Genomic DNA, 16,030 nt, shown 5'->3' on the forward strand with positions numbered 1-16,030 from the left:
CTAGCGAGGCTTGCGGACACCTTCAGTCCGCAACTCTCACCGAATCCGGGATCGGCTCGCCCCACCCATGTCATTCGCCCCGTATATCCTGCTCCGTGATCACGCACACGCACTCGTCGTCCCCATCGGGAGGCAGCCGCAGTGTCCGAGCGACGCGCACGCCCCGCCTCGAAGAACCCCATGAAGTCCGTGTGGCGCCGAGCCCTCACTCCTCCACAGCCACCGGAGCCACCGGCCACGACGCCTCCGGCGCGTTCTACGGCTCTCGACTCCTCCGAGGTGGCGAGCGTCGTGGAGGCGGCGCTGTACCAGGACGGCGTCCGGGTCTCCTCCCCCGCCACCCTCGCCGAGACCTACCGCGAGCTGCGCGACCAGCCGTCCGGCATGGCCTGGATCGGCCTGGCCCGCCCCACTGAGGCCGAACTCCTCTCCCTGGCCGCGGAGTTCGACCTGCACCCGCTCGCGGTCGAGGACGCGATGGAGGCGCACCAGCGGCCCAAGCTGGAGCGCTACGGCGACACGCTCTTCGTGGTCCTGCGCGCCGCCCGCTACCTGGACGCGCCCGAGGAGGTCGACTTCGGCGAACTGCACGTGTTCGTCGGCCCCGACTTCGTGATCACGGTCCGCCACGGCGCGGCCCCCGACCTGTCGGCGGTGCGCCAACGTATGGAGGAGTCTCCGGAGCTGCTCAAACTCGGCCCGGAAGCGGTGCTCTACGCGATACTGGACGCGGTGGTCGACGGCTACGAACCGGTCGTGGTGGGCGTCCAGAACGACATCGACGAGATCGAGACCGAGGTCTTCCGCGGCGACCCCGAGGTCTCCCGCCGTATCTACGAACTCTCCCGGGAAATGGTCGAGTTCCAGCGCGCCACCCGCCCTCTGGTCGGCATGCTGCACGGCCTGATGGCCGGTTTCTCCAAATACGGCACGGACGAGGAACTACAGCGCTACCTCCGCGACGTCGCCGACCACGTGACCCACACCAGCGAACGCGTCGACGGCTTCCGCCAGGCCCTCACCGAGATCCTCACGGTGAACACGACGCTGGTCACGCAGCAACAGAACGCGGAGATGCGGGCGTTGGCGGAGGCGGGGTTCGAGCAGAACGAGGAGATCAAGAAGATCTCTTCTTGGGCGGCGATCCTGTTCGCGCCGACGCTGGTCGGGACGATCTACGGGATGAACTTCAAGCACATGCCGGAGTTGCACTGGGTGCTCGGATACCCCTTCGCGATCGCCCTGATGGGGATCGTATGCACCAGTTTGTACGTCATCTTCAAGCGGCGGGACTGGCTCTGAGTAGGTCCCTTCCCGCCGACCTCGGGCATGAAGTGGGCGTGCCCTCGACCCCGGCGAGATCTACGTGCCGACCGAGTCCACCGTCTGACCCCGCTGGTGAACTCGACGGGGTGAGGGCTTGGTTGTCGCGCAGGTGGGCCCAGAGCATCCTGATCCGGCGTCGGCGGTGACTGCCGGGTTGAGGTCGGACCTGAATATCGAAGGCCACCTACCGAGATCGCTGGGTGGCCTCCTGACGCCCCGGCAGGTCCCGGCCTCATGTGTGCTGAATCGGTTCCGCGCCGTCTCCGCAGCCCACGACTGTCAGGTCACGAGCCGCAGCACGTCCGCCAGGCCGCGCTCACCGGTGCGGTGTTCCGCCGGCAGGATGTAGGTGCGCAGGCCGCAGGCTGCTGCGCCGCCGTCGCGGACCGGGTTGTCGCCGACCATGAGAGTGGCGCCGGGGTCGGCGCCGAGGTCGGCACAGGCTTTGAGGAACAACTGCGGGTCGGGCTTCTCGCGGCCCTGCTCGTAGGAGATCACGCAGGTGTCGATCAAGGCGTCCAGCCCCTGGTGGGCGAGGTGGCGGCGCAGGTCCCAGGCGAAGTCGCTGACGATGGCGATGCGCAGTCCGCGTTCGCGCAGGGCGCGCAGGACCGGTTCGGTGTCGGGATAGGGGGTCCAGGCGTCCGGGGCGGTGAGTTCCCGGTAGGCCGCCTCCTCCGCGCCGCGCAGGAAGTCCACCTGCTCCCACCATCCCCGCATGGCGCGGCGGTGCTGTTCGGCGGAGAGGTCCCGGCCTTCCTGGAGAGCGACGACGGAGGGCAGCCGGAAGGCGGCGCGCAACTGGTCGGAGATCTCGGCCACCGCGCCGGGCTCGTCCAGCGCGGTGAGGCGACCGGAGGCGGCGCCGACCCGGCGCAACCACGTCTCCAGGTCGATCATTTGGAAGACGGTGTTGCTGAAGTCGAAGAGGACGGCCTGGACCGGGGGCACGGGCGCGGCCATGTCGGCGTCGCCGGGGCGGTAGACGCTGGGTGTTTCGAACAGGGTGTGAATCACGGGGAGGGCTCTTCGGGTTCGACCGTCTCGACTCGGACTCCGAGGGCGCGTATGGCCGCGAGTTCCGAGTCGGGGGTGCCGGTGTCGGTGATGACGCAGTGGTAGTCGGCCACGGTGCCGTAGGCATGCGTGGCGGTCTTGCCGAACTTCGAGTGGTCCGCCAGGAGCAGGGACTGTTCGGCGGAGGCGAGCATGGCCAGCTTCACCTCGACGTAGTCGTTCAGGGGGTGGAAGAGGCGGCCGTCCAGGACGGCGGTGGCGGACATCAGGGCGAGGTCGGCCCGGATCCGGGACAAGGCGCGGGTGACGGTGGGGCCGGTGCAGGAGTTGAAGTCGCCTCGGTAGTGGCCGCCGAGCAGGGTGACGTTCACGCCGGGCGCGGAGCCGAGGCGTTGCGCGAGGCCGACGGAGTTGGTCACCACGTGCAGTTGGTCCAGCCGGGTCAGCGCGGGGACCAGGGGGAACAGCGTGGTGGAGTCGTCCATGAGCACCGTGCTGCCCGGCCTGATCCGGGCGGCGACGGCCGCGCACAGTGCGTGCTTGGCCGCGAGGGCACTGTTCTCCCGGAAGCGGGTGGCCGTCTCCATGGTGAGAGCCGGGAAGGCGACGGCCCGCCCGCGCTCCTTGCGCAGCAGATGGCGCCCCGCGAGGTCGTCCAGGTCCCGGTGCATCGTCATCAGGCTGACGTCGAAGTGCCGGGCGAGGTCGTTGATGCGGGTCTCGCCATGTTCGGCGACATACCGCAGCACGGCCTGGCGACGATCCTCGACGGCAGCCTGCGACAGTCGCGCACGGGCGGTCACAGCGCCCTCCTTCCCGATGGCTCCGGTCTCGCAGTTTCCCACACGGGCCGGTGGGGTCCGGGGCCCGTCCCGCTCCGGACCTACGGTCCGTCCACCGTGACCAGCACCTTGACCTGCTCGGGGTCGACGGACGCGGCGAAAGCCTTGGCAGCGTCCGCCAGCGGATAGGTGGCGGTGACGATCTCGGCGGTGTCGACGGCGCCCGAGGCGATCAGGGACATGGCGGCGCGGTAGTCCTCACGGGTGTACATCAGGGTGCCCTCGATGCGGATCTCCCGGTCCTGGACCAGGTCCAGCCGGATCGGGGTCGGGCCCGCGGCGCCCACGCCCACCACGATGATCCGACCGCCCTTGGCCACCAGGTCGGTGGCCTGCGCCATGGACCGCTCCCGGGCCACACAGTCGAAGACGACGTCGACCGGACCGCCGAGCGTGGCGTGGGCCTGCTCGACCAGGTCGGGGGCGTCGGCGGGCAGGGCCACATCGGCGCCGAGGCGCAGCGCCCTCTCCCGCTTGCCGTCCAGCAGGTCGGTGACGGCGATCCGGGCGGCGCCGGCGTGCCGGGCGGCGGCGAGGACGAGCAGGCCGATGGGGCCGGCGCCGAGGACGGCGACCGTGCGGCCGGTGAGGTCACCGGCCTTGGCCACGGCGTGCACCGGGGTGGCCAGGGGTTCGACGAGGGCGGCCTCGATGTCGCTCATGCCGTCGGGGACGCGGTGGACGCGGTCGGCCGGGATGGTGAACAGGTCGGTCATGGCGCCGGGCGTCTGGCAGCCGAAGACCTTCAGTTCCTGGCAGATGTTGTAGCGGCCGGAGCGGCACTGGGGGCACTGGCCGCAGTACAGGTTGGGCTCGATGATCACCCGGTCGCCCGGCGCGAAGTCCTCGACGCCCTTCCCCGTCGCGGCGACGACGCCGACCGCCTCGTGACCGGGGCGGTAGGGCAGGTCGATGAAGGGTGGTGGCCGGCCGCAGCATGGGTGTCGGAGCCGCACACGCCGACGACCGTGGTGCGGACGAGGAGTTCGTCGTCTCCGGGGACGGGGGCGGACACCTGCTCGATCGTGATGTCGTCGAGGGAGCGGACGAGAACCCGGCGAATCTGTTCGGTCATGGGGGGGGATTCCGTTCGGTTCGGGCGTTCACGCGGAGGCGAGGCCGGGCTGGATCTGGATCTTGCGGCCGAGGCCTGCCTGGAAGCGGGTGATCCCGTCCGGGAACGACGCCAGGGGGAGGCGGTCGCTGATGAAGACGTCCGGGTCGATGACGCCGGTGGCGAAGAGGCTCGCGGCCCGTTCGAAGCTGTGCAGGACGGCCATGGAGCCCGTGATCGTGATCTCCTGGTTGTAGATCTTGTACGGCTCGATCGTGGCCCGGGCCGCGTAGTCGGCGACCCCGAACTGCAGGTACGTACCGCCCTTGCCGACCCGCCCGAGGGCGTCCTGGATGGCCTTGGCGTTGCCGGTGGCGTCGACGACCAGATCCCAGCCGTAGGCCGGCCGGTCGAGCTCGTCGGCGGACGCGGCTCCGGCGGAGCAGCCCAACTGCCGTGCCGTGGCCAGGCGTTCGGCGTTGATGTCGACGACGTCGACGCTCGCGGCGCCGGTGGCCTTGGCGAGCTGGAGCATCATCAGGCCCGTGGTCCCCGCGCCGTAGATGAGCACGCGGGAGGCGAGGCGGCTGCGCAGGATGTCGTAGCCGCGCACCGCGCACGACAGCGGCTCGATCAGGGCCGCGTCCTCGGTGCGTACGTTCTCGGGCAGGACCGCGCAGTTGGCGACCGGTGCGGCCACGAACTCGGCGGCGGCACCCGGGTGGGTGACGCCGATCGCGGCCCACCGCTCGCAGAGGTTGTTGCGGCCGGTACGGCAGTAGTGGCACTCGAAGCAGAACAGCGACGGGTCGACGGCGACCCGTGTTCCGACGGCGAGTTCGGTGACGGCGGAGCCGACCGCGACGACCTGTCCGGCGAATTCGTGGCCGGGGATGATGGGCAGCTTCGGGGCGAACTCCCCCTGGAGGATGTGCAGATCGGTGCCGCACAGCCCGGTGGCCGCGGCCTCGACGACGACCTCGCGCGGGCCCGGGGCGGGGTCGTCGACGGTGGTGATCTCGACGTCCCCGGGCTGGGTGATGACGGCTGCTCTCACTTGACGGCTCCGAGGGAGAGGCCGCGGACGAGCTTGTCCTGGGCGGCGAAACCGGCGATGAGGACCGGCAGGGAGACCAGGGTGGCCGCCGCGCACAGGCGGGCGAGGAACAGGCCCTCGTTGGTGATGAAGCCGACCAGGAACACCGGCGCGGTGGACGCCTGGGTGGCGGTGAGGTTCACGGCGAACATGAACTCGTTCCAGCTGAAGATGAAGCAGATCAGCGAGGTGGCGGCGAGTCCCGGCATGGCCACGGGCGCGACGACCCGCCACAGCACGGTGAGCAGGTTGGCCCCGTCGACCTCGGCGGCCTCCAGGATCTCCTTGGGTACCTCGGCGAGGAAGGAGCGCATCATCCACACCGCGATCGGCAGGTTCATGGCGGTGTAGAGGATGACCAGCGTCCACACGTTGTCGAGCATCCCGGCGTCCTTGACGATCAAATAGACCGGCAGCAGGGCCGCGATGGCCGGGAGGAACTTCGTGGACAGGAAGAACCGCGGCCTGCGCCCGGAGCACCTCGCTGCGCTCCCGCGCGGCGGCGCGCTGCCCGCGGGGACGGCGCTGCACCTCGGGTCGCTGGGTCTGCTGCTCGAACCCCTGGCCTCCACCCTCGACGGACTGATTCGCCGGGAGGCGGGCCGGCGGCTGGTGTCCCTCGACCCGAACGTGCGGCCTGGCCTGGTCACCGACCGCGCCGCCTATCTCCGGCGGTTCGCCGAGTGGGTGGCGCTCGCCGACGTGGTGAAGGCGAGCGACGAGGACCTGGCCTGGCTCCAGCCGGGCGAGCCGTACGAAGCGGTGGCCGACCACTGGCTCGCGTCCGGGGCGGGGCTCGTCCTGATCACGTTCGGCTCCCAGGGCGCCTGGGCCGTCGGCCGCGACGCCCGCGTCCATGTGCCGGCCCCGGCGGTCAGGGGCGTCGACACGGTGGGAGCGGGCGACGCCTTCACCGCCGGGGCGCTCGCCCATCTGCACCACACCGGCCGACTCGACCGCGAGGGCATCGACACCATCGGCGCCGGCGAACTCGCCCGGCTGCTGTCGTACGCCGTGCAGATCGCGGCCGACACCTGCACCCGCGCCGGCGCCCAGCCGCCGTACCGCCGCGACGGCGTGCCGACCCCCGTGTAGCGGCAGTGGCCGTGCCTGGATGCCCGTCGATCCCTCATGTCGCGGGCTCGCCCGGCACTCACTCCGGAACCTCGGGCGCGTCCAGGCGGGCCCAGACCGGTCCGAGAGCGTCTACCGCCTCCTGGTACACCGCGTACGCCTCGTCGAGTACGGCGACCCGCTCGGGGTCGGGTTCATGGCGTCTGAGCACGGCGGCGCCGGCGCGCGGGTCCGTCACGTCGTCGAGCAGTCCGCCGGCGGTGGCGGCGAGCAGGGCCGCTCCCCGGGCAGCACTCTCCTGCACGTCGGTCACCACGACCGGCCGCCGCAGGGCGTCGGCGGACATCTGGCTCCACACCTCGCTGCGCGCGGCGCCGCCGGTGAGCCGGGCCGACCCGGTGATCGGCAGCTTCGAGCAGAGCGCGTCGACGTGCCAGCGGTGATTGAGGACGACGCCCTCCATCAGGGCCCGGCAGCAGATGGCCGCGGCCGTGCCAGCCGCGCAGTCCGAGGAACGTGCGGACGTGGGATGCGGGTGCGGGGAGCCGTAGACGAACGGGTGGAAGAGCACCTCCGAGGGACCGTCGAGGTGTGCCTCGACCTCGCGGCCGATCACCTCGTGGACGCCGTCCCGCTGGTCGGACGGCGCACCTGTCACCCGCAGGAACCACTCCAGGTTCGCCACCGAGGCGGGTGAGGTGGACATGGTCATCCACTGTCCCGGGCGGACGAAGTGCCGGACCTGCCAGCGCGGATCGACGACGGGGCGCTTGCCGACCACCTGGTTGATGCTGAACGACCCGGCGATCAGGCACAGTTCACCCGGTGTCGTGCCGCCGATCCCGAGCGCGGCGGCGTCGACGTCATGGGCGCCCGTCACGACGGGGGTGCCCGCGGTGAGCCCGGTGAGCGCGGCGGCCTCGCGGGTGACGGTTCCGCTCACCGCGTCGCACGCCAGGACGGGCGGCAGCAGGCCGACGAAGGCGCCGAGGCCGTACAGGTCGAGCAGTTCCGGCGCGTAGCCGCCCCGCCGCATGTCGGTGAACGAGGCACTGGCGTCCGTGGGATCGGTGGCCGCCACGCCCGTCAGCCGCAGGCGCAGCCAGTCCTTGCAGGACAACAGCCAACGCGCCCGCTGAAGCACCCCTGGTTCATGGCGGGCGAGCCAGGCCAGCAGGGCGGCCGGGGAGCCCGCGAAGGGCACCGTGCCCGACAAATCCAGGGCACGGGACCAGACCGCAGTGCCCCGCCACTCCTCCGGCACGGGTTCGGCGCGCGTGTCCATCGCCACGATCGCGGCGCGCACCGGCCGGCCGCGCTCGTCGACGGCATACAGGCCGTCGCCGTGTCCGGCCACCCCCACCGCGGCGACAGCCCGCCCCGCGTCCGGACCGGCCGCGGCAAGACAGGCGGCGATGGCCTGGTGCGCCATCCGCCACACGTCGTCCATGCCCCGCTCGACCCAGTACGGGCGAGGGGTGGACAGCGGCAGCGTGCCGCTGCCCTGCGCCACCGGCCGGCCGGCGGCGTCGAACAGAACGGCCTTGGTCACGGTGTGTCCGGCGTCGACACCGAGCACCAGGTCACGCGCCACCGCTCACACCCACGCCAGGTCCCGGGCGTTGACCACCGTGGTCGCACCGGCCGGTCGCGGCGGGTTCGGCGACGACCGTGGCGTTACGGCCGGACTCCCGTACGGCCACGCCGCGTGCTGTTCCGCCTTGTTTCCCGACCGGTCGAGGCTGCGGACCGGCCAGAAGCGCGGGCCGCTCACCTGCGCCAGGGCATCGACGCAGTACCCGGCAGGGATGAAACGATCACCGACGAGGAGAACCCGCCATGCGGTCTCCTCGCGTGCCGACGCCACACCGCTCACGAAGCCGATCGTCCCACGTAACAGGACGGCGGGCCCGGACCGTCGGCCGTTCAGCGACAGATACCCCGAAGACGTGGGCCCACCGGCAGGGGCGGTCCGGCGGTGTAAGTCCGGCAGGACATGCGAACGTCCCGAACACACAGAACGTTGCACTGCCTGGGCCGGCACCGGCCGCGACCCGCCGCAGGGGCGTGACGCGGCGGCCATGCGCCTCGCCTGTGGTTGTTCCGTCAAGGACCGCCGCACCTTCGCCGCTCAGATGCGAGAACAGCGCGGCTGGGACCTGGCGGTCACCGGGGGCTGGGGTTACCACACGGACACGAACGGCACCACGTACCGGGGGCCGGGCGGGCTGCTGGAGCGTGCGGTGGCGTCAAGGGACCGTAGGTGGTCACCGATCGGTGGAGGCAGCCTCAAAGCTTGAACACGAATTACACACATCCCCTCTACACACTGGGCCCCGATGGTCTAGATTGACCGTGCTTCAGGCACCTTGAGAGTCCGGCAGGACATGCGAAGCGGCTACGGCCGGCGTGGGTTGTTCAAGTAGCGCCGAAATTGCCGGGATGGCATGCGCGGGGGGCGGGGGCCTCCCGAGGGAAGGAACAGCGCGGCGCGGGGGGCGGGGGTGCCTCCCGGGGGGAGCAACAGTGTTAGGCGAACACGTCGAACCACTGGTGACCTGGGGGGTCCTGTGCAGCAGGGGGAATTAGTCGACCCGTTTCCGTCGGCGCGCGGGCGTCTTGCGAACGGGGCGATCAGCCCGACCGCGGCCGACTGGGAACAGCGGTACCGCCGTACCGTGATCATGAGCGACACCGTGGCCACCGCCTTCGTGGTGGCGGCGATCGGCAACTTCTTCGGGGCCCGGGACGCGGCCGACTGGCACGAGAAGTGGGGAATCCTCGCATTCGGCACCGAGCTGCTGGTGCTGGGGGCGCTTGCGGTGAGCCGGTCGTGGGCTCCGGCCGTGCTCGGCCAGGGGGCCGAGGAATTCCGCCGGCTCGGACGCTCACTGTTCGCGGCGACCGTCGTACTGGCGCTCGGCGGGATCGCCCTCACCTCGCGCAACATCAAGCTCTGGATCTTCGTCGCGATCCCCGCGATCGCGCTCGTCACCATGACCGCGCGGTATCTGCTCCGCCTCTGGCTGCACAAACAGCGGAAGGAAGGGCGGTGCCTGAGACCGGTGCTCGCTGCCGGGAGCCCGGCCACCCTGCGCGACCTGATCACCCGAACCCGCAAGCTCCCGCACCTCGGCTGGCGGGTGGAGGCGGTGTGCACGACGGACGGTCGCGGACTCGACGGTGACCAACTGGACGGAGTGCCGGTCGTCGGTCAACTGTCGGACGTCGCCAAGCACGTACGCCACGACGGCTACCGTGTCGTCGCGGTCACCCCGGACCCGCACTGGTCACCGGACCGGCTGCAGCGGCTGGCCTGGAACCTCGAAGGCAGCGACGCCGAGATGGTCGTGGCCCCCGTGCTGATGGAGGTGGCCGGCCCGCGGCTGCATGTCGACGCGGTGCTCGGGATCCCGCTGCTGCGGGTCAGCATGCCGACCTTCACCGGAGGCCGCCGGGCGGTCAAAGGGGTCGTCGACCGAATAGGCGCAACGATTCTGCTGATGCTGTTCGCGCCGCTGATGGTGTTCGTCGCGCTGCTCGTGCTGGTGGACAGCCGGGGTGGGGCGTTCTACCGCCAGCGCAGGGTGGGCAAGGACGGTCGCGAGTTCACCATTCTCAAGTTCCGCACCATGGTCGCCGGAGCCCACGGGGCACGTGCCGAGTTCGCCGGCCGCAACGAGGGTGCAGGGCTGCTGTTCAAGCTCCGCCGGGATCCACGGGTGACCCGGGTGGGAGCAGTACTGCGCCGGTACTCGATCGACGAGCTCCCGCAGCTTTTCAACGTGCTCACCGGATCGATGTCACTCGTCGGTCCGCGGCCTCCGCTGCCGGAGGAGTCCGCCGCGTACGGCCCGGACATCCGGCGGCGGCTGCTGGTCAAGCCCGGTCTCACCGGCCTGTGGCAGATCAGCGGACGCAGCGACCTGCCGTGGGAGGAGGCGGTCCGCCTCGACCTGCGGTACGTGGAGGACTGGTCGCTCGCCCTGGACGCGGTGATCTTGTGGAAGACGCTGCGTGCGGTGATCCACGGGCAGGGGGCCTATTGATGCGCGGGGGCCGCCGTCCGGCGGACGTGCGGACCGCAGGCCACAAGGGCCTGCTTGGGGGGACCGCGGGCCACAAGGGCCTGCCTGGGGGGAGAGACGCGTCATGAGAGTCAGTGTTTTCGGGCTCGGCTATGTGGGCTGCGTGTCGGCCGCGTGCCTGGCCAGCATGGGGCACGAGGTCATCGGGGTGGACGTGAACCAGGTGAAGGTCGACCTGGTCAACGACGGCAAGGCCCCGGTGGTCGAGGAGCGGATCGGCGAGCTCATCGCCGACGTCGTGCGGACCGGAGCGTTACGCGCCACCGGAGACGTCCGCGAGGCGATCATGGGCAGCGAGATATCGCTGGTCTGCGTGGGCACGCCGTCGGAGCCCAACGGCAGTCTGTGCACCACGTACTTGGAGCGGGTCACCGAGGAGATCGGCGCCGCGCTGGCCGAGCGGGGCGGGCGGCACACCGTCGTGTTCCGCAGCACGATGCTCCCGGGCACCTGCCTGAACCTGCTGGTACCGATCCTGGAGAAGTACGTCGGCGGCACGGCCGGGGTGGACATCGGGGTCGCGGTCAACCCGGAGTTCCTGCGCGAGGGCACGAGCGTGCGGGACTTCTTCGACCCGCCCAAGACCGTCATCGGCGAACTCGACCCGGCAAGCGGCGACGCGGTGATGGCGCTGTACGACGGCTTGCCCGGCGAGGTGTTCCGGGTGCCGGTCCCGACGGCCGAGGCGATCAAGTACGCGGACAACGCGTTCCACGGCCTCAAGATCGGCTTCGCGAACGAGCTGGGCGCGGTGTGCCAGGCGCTCGGGGTGGACTCGCACCAGGTGATGGACGTGTTCCTGGCCGACCGCAAGCTGAACATCAGCCCCGCCTACCTGCGGCCCGGCTTCGCCTTCGGTGGTTCCTGCCTGCCCAAGGACCTGCGCAGCCTGGTCCACGCGGCGCAGCGGGCCGACGTCTCGGTGCCCATCCTCGCCCACGTGCTGCCCTCCAACTCCGACCATCTGCAGCGCGCGGTGGAGCTGGTGGAGCGCACCGGAAAGCGCCGGGTCGGCCTGTTCGGGCTGTCGTTCAAACCCGGCACCGACGACCTCCGCGAGAGCCCGCTCGTCGAGCTGGCGGAGAGGCTGCACGGCAAGGGCTACGACCTGCGGATCCACGACGCCAACGTGAGCCTCTCCCGGCTGATCGGCGCGAACCGCGAGTACATCGAGACCCGGCTGCCGCACCTCGCGCAGTTGCTCGCGGACTCCGTCGACGAGGTGCTGCAGCACGCCGAGGTGTGCCTGGTCGGGACCAGGGATCCGGCCGTCCTTTCGGCGCTGCCCCATGGCGGCGGCCCGGTGATCGTCGACCTCATCCGCCTTCCCGACGCCGAGGCGCGTCGGGCCGAACCGGGGTACGTGGGCCTTGCTTGGTAACGCAATGAGCGATGACGGGGCGGGTCGGCGCGCGCTGATCCTGGTGGAGAACCTGTCGGTGCCGTTCGACCGGCGGGTGTGGCAGGAGTGCACGACGCTGCGCGACGCGGGCTGGGAGGTGCACGTCATCTGTCCCCGGGGGGAGAAGCGGGACACGGAGCCGGAGGCGGAGATCGACGGGGTGCGGATCCACCGCTACCCGTTGCGCGCGGCGACCGGAGGACCGGCCGGCTACCTGCGGGAGTACGGATCGGCGTTGTGGCATACGGCCCGGCTGGCCCGCAAGGTCGGCCCGGTCGACGTGGTCCACGCCTGCAACCCGCCCGACCTGCTGTTCCTGCCGGCACTGTGGCTGAAGCGGCGCGGCGCGCGGTTCGTCTTCGACCAGCACGACCTGGTACCCGAGCTGTACCTCTCCCGGTTCGACCGCGGCGAAGACCTGCTCTACCGCGCCGTGTGCGCGCTGGAACGGCTGACCTACCGGGCGGCGGACGTCGTGCTCGCCACGAACGAGAGCTACCGGGACGTCGCGGTGCGCCGCGGCGGCCGGCGGCCGGAGGACGTCTTCGTGGTGCGTAGCGCGCCCGCGATCGAGCGGTTCCAACCGGTACCGCCCGAGCCGGAGTTGAAGCGCGGCAAGCCTCATCTGCTGTGCTACCTCGGCGTCATGGGCCCTCAGGACGGCGTCGACTACGCCCTGCGGGCCCTCGCGAAGCTGCGCGACGAGTTCGGGCGGACCGACTGGCATGCGGTGTTCGTCGGCTCCGGCGACGCCTTCGACGCGATGGTGGAGCTGTCCCGGCGGCTCGGGCTGTCCGAGCAGGTGCAGTTCACTGGGCGCGTTCCGGACGCCGATTTGGTGCGCCACCTGTCCACCGCGGACGTGTGCCTCTCCCCCGACCCGCGCAATCCGCTCAACGACGTGTCGACCATGAACAAGGTCCTGGAGTACATGGCGATGGGCCGGCCGATCGTCTCGTTCGACCTGAAGGAGGCGCGCGTCTCCGCCGGTGACGCCGCCGTCTACGCGCCCGCCAACGACGAGGCCCAATTCGCCGAGCTCATCGCGGTGTTGATGGACGATCCGGAGAGGCGGGCCCGGATGGGCAAGATCGGCCAGGAGCGGATCAGCGGACAGCTTTCCTGGCGGAACTCGCAGGCGTCGCTGCTCGCCGCCTATGCCGCCGCGTGCCGTGACCACACCTCGGTGTCGTCGGGCGGCCCGGTCCGTACAGGGAAGAGGCCGCGTCGTTGAGCGATGACACGATCCGTCTGGTCACCATCGGGCGGATACTCCGTCGGCGGTGGCGGCTGCTCGCCGCCCTCGCCGTGGTGGGCGCACTCGTCGGCTACGGCGCCTCGGTGGTGTTCCCGCCGCGTTACACGGCCTCGGCATCGGTACTGCTGCCGGGGCAGTGGGAAGAGCGCGAGCTGCTGACGCAGGCGGAGATCGCGACCAGTTCGACGGTGGTCGACCGCGTGGCCGCCAAGCTCGGCTGGACGGACGTCAGTGGCGCCGAGCTGCGGGAGCGAGTGACCGCCAAGGCCGCCGACGGGAACATCATCACGATCTCGGGTACGGCCGACACCCCGGAGCGCGCGCAGCGGCTCTCCGACCAAGCGGCCCAGCAGTTCGTCGACTTCGCCGCGCGGATCGCGGGCGGCAGCACCGGCTCCGAAGCGGCCACGGGGCCCGAGGCGCTGCGGAAGAAGGTCGAGGAGACCGACCGCCGCATCACCGACCTGGCCAATGCGGCCGATCCGGGGCGGACCGTGGAGAGCGTGCAGGCCCGCACCGCGCTCGAGAAGCTGCGCACCTCGCTGGAGGAGGCCATGACGAAGCTGGACGAGGCCGACCCGGCGACCGACAAGGCCGGCATGGTCGTCATGGGGCCGGCCGCCCGGCCGACGGGCGAGGCGCCGCCGACGAGGATGCAGCTCATCGTCGCCGGGGCGCTGCTGTTCTTCCTGCTCGCGGTCATCGGCCACCTCGTCGCCGCACGGATGAATCGCCGGCTGCGCACCGAACCGGAGATCGCCGCGGCGCTGGGCTCGGCGCTGCTCGGCACTGTCGACGTGCCTGACGACCGGCGCGCGCACCGGCCGGAGGGCGGGAGCCCACGGGCCCTGATCCGCCGACTCCTCGGCGTCGACACCCGGTGGGACATACCGACCCCGCAGAGGTCCGGCGACGAGGCCGGCAGGCGGATCCGCTATGGGCGGGTGTGCGCGCGCATCCGGGGCCTGGTGCCGGCCCCCGGGCGGCTGCTGGTTGTCGTACCGGACGGTGACGAGATCGCTCGCCAAGCCGCCGGGCAGCTCGTCGCCGAGGCCGAGAGCGATCCGCTGCTGCGGGTGGTGGAGGTTTCGGTGGACCGGCCGACAGTGCCGGACCGCGACTCCGAGTCCGGTGCCCTGGTCGTCCTCAGCGCGGGCAGCTGGACCGCGGAGGAGCTCGCCGGCATCGCCGAGGCGTGTGCGGACGGCAGGCACGAGGTCGTCGGCGTCGTCGTCGCCGGCACGGTCCGGGCCCGTCCGACGCGGTCTGCCGGCCCTTCACCGGACGACGTCACTCCGGCGCTCGCGGTGCGCGGCCCCGCGACGGGAGGTTCAGCGTGACGACGAGCACGACTTCGGAGCCGTCGGCCGCCGCCGCTCCGCTCCTCGACCTGCAGGCGCTGGTGGTGGCGGTGCGCAGGCGCCGCCGCCTCTGGTGCGCCATGGCGCTCCTTGGACTGCTGGCCGGCGCGGCGGTGGCGGTCCTGATGCCGCCGCCGCCGAGCGCGGTGACCAAGGTGCTGGTCGCGCACAAGGAGGACCAGCCGAACGACACCGGAACGCTGATCCGTACCGATGTCGAGCTGCTGCAGACCACGCGGATCGCCGACAAGGCCCTGCATGCCCTCAAATCCCCGGAAAACCCTGAAGACTTCATGCGGGACTACCGGGGCACCGGCCTGACCAACAACCTGCTGCAGATCGATGTGACCGGTGACAGCGACGCGGAAGCGGTGGCCCGGGCCAAGGCGCTGGCCGACGCGTTCGTCACGGACCATGTGAGGCGGATGGGGGACGCCGCGCAGGCCGAGGCCAAGGCCCTGCTCGACCAGCGTGACCGCATGCGGGACGAGCTCGCCCAGGTCAACAAGGAGATCGGAGACCGATCGCCGGAGAGCGACCCGGAAGCGTCGGCGAGCATCGAGTCGCTCTTCGCCCGCCGGGCCGAACTCAACTCGCGGATCGCCGATTTCGACCAGCGCGCCGCGGAGGCGCGCACTGGCACGCCCAAGGTCATCGCCGGCACGCAGATCGTGGACGCCCCGCGCGCGGTGCGGCACTCCCTGCCCAAGGCGGCCGCCACCAACTCCGCGATCGGGCTCGTCCTCGGGCTCGTCCTCGGACTCGCGCTGGCCGCGGTCGGCACGGTGGTGGCGGACCGCCCCGTGCTGCGCCGGGATATCGCGGCGAACCTGGGCGCCTCGGTCATCGCGGAGCTGCGCCGCGCGTCCTTGCGGTCGGGCAGGCTGTGGCAGCGCCGGAGGACCCGGGCGGCACGCGAACGGCTCACCGCCACCCTGGCCCGCACCGTACGCGGCTCCGCGGAACCGGTGTCGCTGCTGGAACTGGGCTGTGCGCGCGGCACGAGCGTGATCGCCCTGGACCTCGCCCGGGCACTGGCGGCGGACGGGCCCGTGGTCATCGTCGACGGTCTGCCCGGCGCGCGGCTCGCAGGCCGCCGCCCGAAGCCGGGAGACCCGACCGTGGTCAGCGGCGAGCGTGCCGCGGTCGCGCCGCATCAGGAGCGTCGGCTCGGCGTCGGCTCGGTCGCGCCCGGCACCGCGTGGACCGACCTCCAGTACCTCGGCGCCGAGACCGTGCTCGTCGTGCGTGCCGGGCACGGCAGCGCCGCATGGCTGCACACAGTGGCGCGGCAGCTCGCGGACCAGCGCATACCGGTGATCGGTGTGGTGCTGATCGACCCCGATCCGCGTGACCGGACCGACGGCACGCTGTGGGACGGGCTGCACACCGCGCTGCGCGGCCGGAGCGAGCGGACGGCCCGGCAGAGCAACGGGACGGCCCCGCGACGCACGGAACGCCAGCCGATGTGGGCCGCACGGGGCCCGGACAACGACCAGGAGGCGCGGTAGG

13 protein-coding genes and 1 pseudogene are annotated in these 16,030 nt (G+C 71.4%); 7 read left to right on the forward strand and 7 right to left on the reverse strand.

Features of this window, described 5'->3' with window-relative positions; genetic code table 11:
- Positions 1-180: 180 nt before the first annotated feature.
- A complete protein-coding gene (locus tag QQM39_RS06925; RefSeq protein ID WP_302003504.1) occupies positions 181-1,302 on the forward strand; it encodes a magnesium and cobalt transport protein CorA in 1,122 nt (373 codons plus the stop codon).
- A 303-nt stretch (positions 1,303-1,605) separates the two neighbouring features.
- Here QQM39_RS06925 and QQM39_RS06930 read toward each other — a convergent pair whose 3' ends face one another.
- From QQM39_RS06930 to QQM39_RS06950, 5 genes and pseudogenes are all read right to left on the reverse strand, one after another.
- Complete coding sequence (locus QQM39_RS06930; protein WP_301995738.1) at positions 1,606-2,343, reverse strand: HAD family hydrolase; 738 nt, start codon at positions 2,341-2,343, stop codon at positions 1,606-1,608.
- Positions 2,340-3,146 carry a DeoR/GlpR family DNA-binding transcription regulator gene (locus tag QQM39_RS06935; protein ID WP_301995739.1) on the reverse strand — a complete coding sequence of 269 codons (807 nt, stop codon included), beginning with the start codon at positions 3,144-3,146 and terminating at the stop codon, positions 2,340-2,342. Before QQM39_RS06935 ends, QQM39_RS06930 begins: the two co-directional genes overlap by 4 nt.
- Positions 3,147-3,226: 80 nt before the next feature.
- A complete protein-coding gene (locus QQM39_RS06940) occupies positions 3,227-4,141 on the reverse strand; it encodes a zinc-binding dehydrogenase (protein WP_301995740.1) in 915 nt (304 codons plus the stop codon).
- Between the two features lie 147 nt (positions 4,142-4,288).
- Positions 4,289-5,296, reverse strand: coding sequence for a zinc-dependent alcohol dehydrogenase family protein (locus QQM39_RS06945; protein ID WP_301995741.1), 1,008 nt, complete (start codon positions 5,294-5,296; stop codon positions 4,289-4,291).
- Positions 5,293-5,793 (reverse strand): annotated as a pseudogene (locus QQM39_RS06950) (carbohydrate ABC transporter permease); the annotation flags it as partial. The gene QQM39_RS06945 and the pseudogene QQM39_RS06950, both read right to left, overlap by 4 nt.
- On the opposite strand from QQM39_RS06950, the gene QQM39_RS06955 reads away from it, so the two are divergent.
- On the forward strand, positions 5,762-6,430 hold the full coding sequence (locus QQM39_RS06955) for a PfkB family carbohydrate kinase (RefSeq protein ID WP_301995742.1): 669 nt from the start codon (positions 5,762-5,764) through the stop codon (positions 6,428-6,430). The pseudogene QQM39_RS06950 and the gene QQM39_RS06955 sit on opposite strands and share 32 nt — an antisense overlap.
- A 58-nt stretch (positions 6,431-6,488) precedes the next feature.
- Here the strand turns inward: QQM39_RS06955 and QQM39_RS06960 are convergent, their stop codons facing one another.
- Both QQM39_RS06960 and QQM39_RS06965 read right to left on the reverse strand, forming a co-directional pair.
- A complete protein-coding gene (locus QQM39_RS06960; RefSeq protein ID WP_301995743.1) occupies positions 6,489-8,003 on the reverse strand; it encodes an FGGY-family carbohydrate kinase in 1,515 nt (504 codons plus the stop codon).
- 3 nt (positions 8,004-8,006) lie between these two features.
- The gene (locus tag QQM39_RS06965) at positions 8,007-8,285 is read right to left on the reverse strand and encodes a hypothetical protein (protein ID WP_301995744.1); all 279 of its coding nucleotides are present in this window, start codon (positions 8,283-8,285) and stop codon (positions 8,007-8,009) included.
- Positions 8,286-8,979: 694 nt separating this feature from the next.
- On the opposite strand from QQM39_RS06965, the gene QQM39_RS06970 reads away from it, so the two are divergent.
- From QQM39_RS06970 to QQM39_RS06990, 5 genes are all read left to right on the forward strand, one after another.
- On the forward strand, positions 8,980-10,458 hold the full coding sequence (locus QQM39_RS06970; protein WP_301995745.1) for a sugar transferase: 1,479 nt from the start codon (positions 8,980-8,982) through the stop codon (positions 10,456-10,458).
- A 103-nt stretch (positions 10,459-10,561) separates the two neighbouring features.
- Positions 10,562-11,878: a nucleotide sugar dehydrogenase gene (locus tag QQM39_RS06975; RefSeq protein ID WP_301995746.1), complete on the forward strand. Its 1,317-nt coding sequence runs from the start codon at positions 10,562-10,564 to the stop codon at positions 11,876-11,878.
- 4 nt (positions 11,879-11,882) lie between these two features.
- Complete coding sequence (locus QQM39_RS06980) at positions 11,883-13,133, forward strand: glycosyltransferase family 4 protein (RefSeq protein WP_301995747.1); 1,251 nt, start codon at positions 11,883-11,885, stop codon at positions 13,131-13,133.
- Entirely contained in the window at positions 13,130-14,497 is a 1,368-nt protein-coding gene (locus tag QQM39_RS06985) for a Wzz/FepE/Etk N-terminal domain-containing protein (protein WP_301995748.1), read from the forward strand. The genes QQM39_RS06980 and QQM39_RS06985 overlap by 4 nt, the downstream gene beginning before the upstream one ends.
- Entirely contained in the window at positions 14,494-16,029 is a 1,536-nt protein-coding gene (locus QQM39_RS06990; protein WP_301995749.1) for a Wzz/FepE/Etk N-terminal domain-containing protein, read from the forward strand. Before QQM39_RS06985 ends, QQM39_RS06990 begins: the two co-directional genes overlap by 4 nt.
- Position 16,030 lies beyond the last annotated feature (1 nt).

The sequence above is a fragment of the Streptomyces sp. DT2A-34 genome, assembly GCF_030499515.1.
Taxonomy (GTDB): domain Bacteria; phylum Actinomycetota; class Actinomycetes; order Streptomycetales; family Streptomycetaceae; genus Streptomyces.